Origin of the sequence: Rhodoferax sp., assembly GCF_014859475.1 — a bacterium.
Lineage (GTDB): Bacteria > Pseudomonadota > Gammaproteobacteria > Burkholderiales > Burkholderiaceae_C > Rhodoferax.
The window spans coordinates 1-6,301 of record NZ_JACUUE010000151.1; the positions used below are offsets into that span (position 1 = coordinate 1).

The following is a 6,301-nucleotide window of genomic DNA, read 5'->3' on the forward strand; positions in this document are numbered from 1 at the left end:
GTCTGCCCTTCCAGATAGTCATAGCGGAAGCGGTAATCGCCGCCCACCGTCAGCCAATTACCCAAAGATTTCTTTTGCAACAGCGCCATCTGCCCTTGCAGGCCTTCCAGCGCCGTCGCGTCAGGCGTGGCTGTGGCCGCGCTGACTGCCTTGATCTGCTCGGCGGTCTGCGTGGTCTTGACCTCGTTGGCCTGCACCTGGCCCTTGAGCGCTTGCAACTGCTTGGCAAGCAGCTCGTTTTGCTGCGCCAGCGCCTCGATTTTTTTCAGTAAATCGGCCTCGCTGGCCTGCGCTACCAGCGGCAGCAACATGCCGGCAATGACGGCGACCAACAGCTTTTGTTTAAATCTCTTGTCCATCATGAACTCCTGTGACGTAAAAAACCTTTTTTTGACACTCAGACGTGCTTGGCCTCATGCGCGTCATCGTTGTCTTCCCAGCCGGTGATCATCGATTTGATGTGCGCGGTGGCCGTATGGCCGGTGGTGGCCAGGTACAGGTGCGAAATCAAAAACGCCAGCATCAGAAAGGCGCCGATGGTGTGGCCGGTGGCCACCCACATCAGGCTCAGCCCGCCCAAGCCCCAGGCAGCCCAATCGGCATAGAACAGGTACAGCCAGCCAGTGATCCAGAGCAACGGGCTCAGTAGCGTGAGCACGCCCAGATAGGTGAGCAATTGCAGCGGGTTGTGCTTGCGCGCCAGCGACGGCTTGAACGGGTGCGGCTCACCCTTGAAGATGCCCGACGAATAGAAATTGGCCACGGCCACGATTTTTTGCGTGGTCGGAATGTATTGCCGCCATTCCCCGGTGGTCAGGTGCCAGAAGATGGCAAAGACCCACAGCCCCACCAACGTCCAGGCGGCAATGGTGTGGTAGTTCACGGCATTTTCAAAACCGAACACGGTGTAAGTGCCATGCACCTCAAAACCGGTGAGCAGCATGAAGATGATCAGCGCGGCCTGGCTCCAGTGCCAGAAGCGCTCGAAGCCCTTGAATAGATAAACGCGTGCCATGGTGATCTCCTTACTTGTTGCGTTTGCCAGTGACGACACGGATCAAGCCGTGGCCGATCACACCCAGCAGCACCAGTGCCATTGCGGCCCAGCCCACTTTGTCGAGCCCGGCCATATGGTCGCGGCTGCGGCCCGGCATATAGACACCGTCAATTTGTTCCAACCGACCGTTGTTGACGTGGCAGTCGGTACATCCCAGCGCCTTGTCTTTGGGTGCGACCATGTGGGTGATGGGCCAGGCGCTTTCGGTCTCTATGAACTCGACTTTGCCCGAGAAGCTTTGGCCAGCGTTGGCCATGCCTTTCGCGGCCGCCCTGTCCCAGTTCAGGTTCTTCCAGAAAGCCGTATCGTCGTTGCCAGCCAAGTGGTTGATGATGAGCGCCTTGTTGTCCGGGTCATACGGTTGTTTGCCGCGGAACATCTTGATCGGCCAGATCATGGATTTGCCGTCAGCGGCGCTGCCGTCAAAGTGGTTGATCGGCACCGGCTTGTCGCTGCGCTCGATCTTGTCGCCCGTCAGCGTGTACGTGACGGTGCCGTTGAACCAGACATATTCCGGCACCACGTTTTCCTCCCAGACAAAGTCGCCCTTGATGCTGGCATAGGTGTCATAGCCATCATCGTCGCGCACGGTGTAGGGCTTGCCGTCCTTGTCCAATTTGCCGGCAGTGGACCAGTCCCACCACATCTTTGTGGGTTGACCGCCACGGGCAAAGGCAGGGATGTGGCAGGTTTGGCAGGCGATCTTGGCGGTGTGCTCGTTCAACCTTGCCACCGGGTGCGGCGCTTGGCCGTGGCATGATTGGCAGGTGGCAGGGTTGCTGGTATCCACCTTGCCGCGCAGGTCGGCGGGCTCCTTGTCGCGTGCGGTGGGTGCGTAGCGGCTACCCGGTACCTGGTGACCATCGGTCTTGTGACAGGTAGCGCAACTGAAATTGTTGCCATCGACATCCATGTGCACGTCCAGCGCCTTGTCGGGTGCGTCCAGCGAGGAGTCCAGGTCGCCGTGTTTGACACCATCACCGCCACCGCCATAGAAGTGGCAGGCACCGCAGGTGGTGCGCTGGGTTTTGCCAACTTTTTGCGCGATCTCGGCCAGATTGATGCCGCGGATGATCTTGCCTGATCCGGGTGGAAATTCGGTATCTTTGGTCACAGGGTTACCGGCAAAGCCTGACGGTTTTTTGTATTTGCCGCTGCCGTCGTGGCAGGCCAGGCAGTCCACGTCTTCTTCGGCGTTGAACTCGGTTTGCACGTCTTTCCAGCCATAACCAATGTGGCAGCTGCTGCAGCCGCCTTCATTGGACTTGACCGAGGTACAAAAATTGTTGACGATGTGCTTTTTGCCCAGCAGCTGCCCGGTCTCCGGGTTTTTGTATTCCCACTTCCAGTGCTGCGTCTGGTGGATTTGCCTGGAGGCCTCGGTGTGGCAGATCAGGCAGGCTTTGGTGACGGCGGGGCCGGAGTCAAAAGGACCGGCCAGTGCCGGGAACTTGCTGTGGTCGGCAGTGGATTTGAGCAGCTTTGCTGAGGCATCAGGGGCGGCAGCTTGCGCCGATGACAGCAGCAAAAGCGCGACCATGGCGGCTATCCAGACATCTTTGATACGCATCAGAAACTCCTTACTTGACGATTGTTGGCAGCCCGTCAATACGAAGGCTTGGCCACAATCAGGGTTTTCCCTAATGGGGTAAATCCTAATATTGCGAAGTACTGAACTTCTGATTTAAATCAATAAATCATTAACTACATATATTTACAGACAATGATGCAAGAATGTTGCTTGCTCTTGGCAAAAACGAGTGGGAGAGCGCACACCGCATTTTTGGAACAAAAAAAGCGGCCTGAAGCCGCTTTTTGCTGACGAGGGTGATGCCCTGTCACTTCTTCATCGAACAGGTACTCCAACCAAAAATGGCATAGGGCGGGCACCAGCCGATGGCACCCGTTGCCAAGGGCACCACGCCCAACCAACCCCAGACACCGATGGTGCCAGTCAGGGTCAAACCAATCAGCACCAGGCCGAGGACGATGCGCAAAATGCGGTCAATGCCGCCAACGTTTGATTTCATGAAAACTCCTTGAGGTCAGGTTAAAGAACAGAGGCGTCGATTAAACCCCCGGGCAAGGCGCCGGGTATGTGACTCAAGTCACCCAGACGGGCGCATTCACACTGGTTGGGTACTCACCAGGGCTCTCAAGGCGGCACCGTTGACGATCTGGATTTGCTCACGACCCAGGCTGACCCAGCCCTCGCGTTCAAAACGGCGCAACAACCGGGTCACCATTTCTCGCACCGTGCCCAGCTCATCAGCCAGGGTCTGGTGGGTCAGGTTGAGTTGTTGACCGCGTCCCAGCAAGGCCGCTGCCAGGCGACGGTCCAGCCTTTGGAACGCCACCGCATCAATCAGGCTGGTCAAATCCGCCATGCGCTCGGCAAACAGACCCAGCACGTCGTCGCGAAATGCCGGCTGTTCCAGCCAGCGCCTGAACACATCGGGCTTGATCAACAGCAAAGTGCTGGCTTTGGTGGTGATGCCATGTGCCGAGAGCGGCTGGACGCGAAACAGGCAGGCGCTCGAGACCAGGCACAGCTCGCCAGGCACCACGCGATACAGCTCCAGCGAGCGGCCATCGCCCGAATGGCGCGACACCTTGATTTCACCGTGCAACACCAATGGAAAGCCCTGGCAAGGCGTGTTTTCACTGAACAGCACCGTGTTGGCGAGCACCTCAAAAGGCTGTAAACCGGATTCCGGGGCATCTGGCGCGGGCTGAACCTGGGCCAGCGACGGGTATAAATCGGTCAGCAGCGCCATTGAAGCCGAAGCGTTCATGTGGCGCAGGCCTCAGGCGGCAACCGTGTACCCTTCTTCGGCAATGGCCTGGGCCAGGGCTTCGCGCGGCTGCGTGGACTCCACTTCGACCCGGTTTTGCGTGCGGTCGGCCTGTACCTCGGCCGCGCGGTCAAGTTGGCGCACGGCGCGCACCACGGCTTTTTCACAATGCTCACAGGTCATGCCGGTCACGGTAAAGATTTGCTTCATTTCAATTCCTTGGAAAATACGGCTGTATCAGAAGCGCGTATTGTGAACCTTGCAACTTATTTCAGGCGATACCAATTATGACAACAGCTCAACTTCCCAGCGACGCAATGCGGGTGGACATCGGCATTCATGGCATGACCTGCGCGTCGTGCGTAGGCCGCGCTGAACGGGCCCTTAAAAAAGTGCCCGGCGTGCAGGAGGTCAGTGTCAACCTGGCCACCGAGTCCGCCCGCGTGATGGTGCAGCCTTCCGAGCAGATCGAGGCACGGCTGCGGCGTGCGGTGCGTGATGCCGGTTACGAACCGGTAGCAGCCAATGCCGCCATCGACGCGCCTCTTGAGTCAAATTGGGCCGGATTTGCACCCGTTGCGCTGGGCATTGTGTTGTCCTTGCCCTTGATATTGCCCATGTTCGGCGATCTGCTGGGCCGCCACTGGATGTTGCCCGCCTGGATCCAGTTTGCCTTGGCAACACCGGTGCAGTTCATTCTGGGCGCGCGCTTTTACAAGGCGGGCTGGCATTCGCTCAAGGCACTCAGCGGCAATATGGATTTGCTGGTCGCCATGGGCACCAGCGCGGGCTGGGCGCTGTCAGTGTGGTTGTGGCTCAGCGCCGCTGCTGGCACCATGCCGCACCTGTACTTTGAAGCCTCGGCCGTGGTCATCACACTGGTGCTGCTGGGCAAATGGCTCGAGGCCCGCGCCAAGCGCCAGACCACCTCCGCTATCCGCGCGCTGCACGCCCTGCGCCCCGAAACCGCGCACCTGCTGGGACTTGATGGTGAAGTCGATGTGCCGATCGACGAAGTGCTGGTGGGCGACGAGCTGGTGGTGCGCCCCGGTGAGCGTTTTGCCGTCGATGGCCGGGTCATTGAGGGGCAAACCCAGGTTGATGAATCGATGCTCACTGGCGAGCCGCTGCCGGTCAGTAAAACGCTGAAGGACAAGGTGACCGGCGGCACGCTCAATGGCGATGGCCGGGTCATCGTGCAAGTGAGCGCCACCGGGGTCGATACCGTGCTGGCGGGCATCATCCGACTGGTGGAAGATGCGCAGGCCGCCAAAGCGCCGATTCAGCGACTGGTGGACAAGGTCAGCGCCGTCTTTGTTCCGGTGGTGCTGGTACTGGCGCTGCTCACGCTGCTGGGCTGGTGGCTCAACGGTGCAGCATTCGAGGTGGCGGTGATCAACGCCGTCACGGTGCTGGTGATTGCCTGCCCCTGCGCCTTGGGGCTGGCCACGCCGGCGGCCATCATGGCAGGCACCGGTGTGGCGGCGCAACACGGCATTTTGATCAAGGATGCGCAGGCGCTGGAGCTCGCGCACAAAGCCGAGGTGGTGGTGTTCGACAAAACCGGCACACTGACGCTGGGCCAGGCGCGCCTGACTGACTTTGCCGTTTCGGCTGGCGCCGATCAAGACAACTTACTGGCCATTGCCGGCGCTTTGCAGAGCGGTAGCGGCCACCCGCTGGCACGTGCCGTGGTGATGGCCGCGCAGGACAAGCAACTGGTGTTGCCAGCTGTAACGCAACTGCAAAGCACACCCGGCAAGGGACTGCGCGGCCAGGTCAACGGTGGCGACTATTTGATTGGCAGCGTGCGCTGGATGCAAGAACTCGACGTGCCGCTTGACAACCTGGCTGAGCGCCTGCAAGCACTGAGCGCACAAGGCGCCACGCTGGCGGTAATGGTGCAGCAAACGCCTGCCGGGTTGCAGGCGCTGGCGCTACTGGCTTTTGGCGACGAGCCCAAGGCCGAGGCCAACGCAGCCATTGCCTCTTTGCGCGAACGCGGCATCCGGGTCATGATGCTCTCGGGCGACAACAACGCGGCTGCGTTGGCCATGGCCAGGCGCGTCGGCTTGCAGCCCGATGAAGTCATCAGTAATGTGCTGCCTGGTGACAAGGCCGCCCACATTGCCAAACTCAAACAGCAAGGCCTCACTGTGGTGATGGTCGGCGACGGCGTTAACGACGCCCCGGCACTGGCTGCGGCCGACGTGGGCATGGCCATGGCCAATGTGGGCGGTGGCACCGATGTGGCCATGCACGCGGCAGGTATCACGCTGATGCGCGGTGACCTGGCACTGGTGGCCGCTGCACTGGACATCTCCAATCGCACCGTCGCGAAAATAAGACAAAACCTGTTCTGGGCCTTTGTCTATAACGTGGCAGGCATCCCGCTGGCGGCATTCGGTTTTCTGAGCCCGGTGATGGCAGGTGCCGCCATGGCCATGAG

At 59.9% G+C, this 6,301-nt stretch carries 6 protein-coding genes and 1 pseudogene; 1 reads left to right on the plus strand and 6 read right to left on the minus strand.

Going from position 1 to position 6,301, the window contains the following annotated elements; genetic code table 11:
* The 6 genes and pseudogenes from IBX54_RS11500 to IBX54_RS11525 all read right to left on the minus strand — a co-directional run.
* Window positions 1-359, minus strand: a pseudogene (locus tag IBX54_RS11500) (hypothetical protein); the annotation flags it as partial.
* Between the two features lie 38 nt (window positions 360-397).
* Entirely contained in the window at window positions 398-1,015 is a 618-nt protein-coding gene (locus IBX54_RS11505; protein WP_296542794.1) for a cytochrome b/b6 domain-containing protein, read from the minus strand.
* A 10-nt stretch (window positions 1,016-1,025) separates the two neighbouring features.
* Window positions 1,026-2,627, minus strand: a complete 1,602-nt coding sequence (locus IBX54_RS11510) for a tetrathionate reductase family octaheme c-type cytochrome (RefSeq protein ID WP_296542795.1) — start codon at window positions 2,625-2,627, stop codon at window positions 1,026-1,028.
* Between the two features lie 268 nt (window positions 2,628-2,895).
* Window positions 2,896-3,087 (minus strand): DUF2892 domain-containing protein, encoded by a 192-nt coding sequence (locus IBX54_RS11515; protein WP_296542796.1) that lies wholly within the window; start codon window positions 3,085-3,087, stop codon window positions 2,896-2,898.
* Window positions 3,088-3,183: 96 nt separating this feature from the next.
* A complete protein-coding gene (locus IBX54_RS11520; protein ID WP_296542797.1) occupies window positions 3,184-3,852 on the minus strand; it encodes a Crp/Fnr family transcriptional regulator in 669 nt (222 codons plus the stop codon).
* A gap of 12 nt (window positions 3,853-3,864) precedes the next feature.
* On the minus strand, window positions 3,865-4,062 hold the full coding sequence (locus tag IBX54_RS11525; RefSeq protein ID WP_296542798.1) for a heavy-metal-associated domain-containing protein: 198 nt from the start codon (window positions 4,060-4,062) through the stop codon (window positions 3,865-3,867).
* A 77-nt stretch (window positions 4,063-4,139) separates the two neighbouring features.
* Between IBX54_RS11525 and IBX54_RS11530 the strand changes: the two genes are divergently transcribed.
* A partial coding sequence (locus IBX54_RS11530) for a cation-translocating P-type ATPase (RefSeq protein ID WP_296542799.1) occupies window positions 4,140-6,301 on the plus strand: 2,162 nt, incomplete at its 3' end.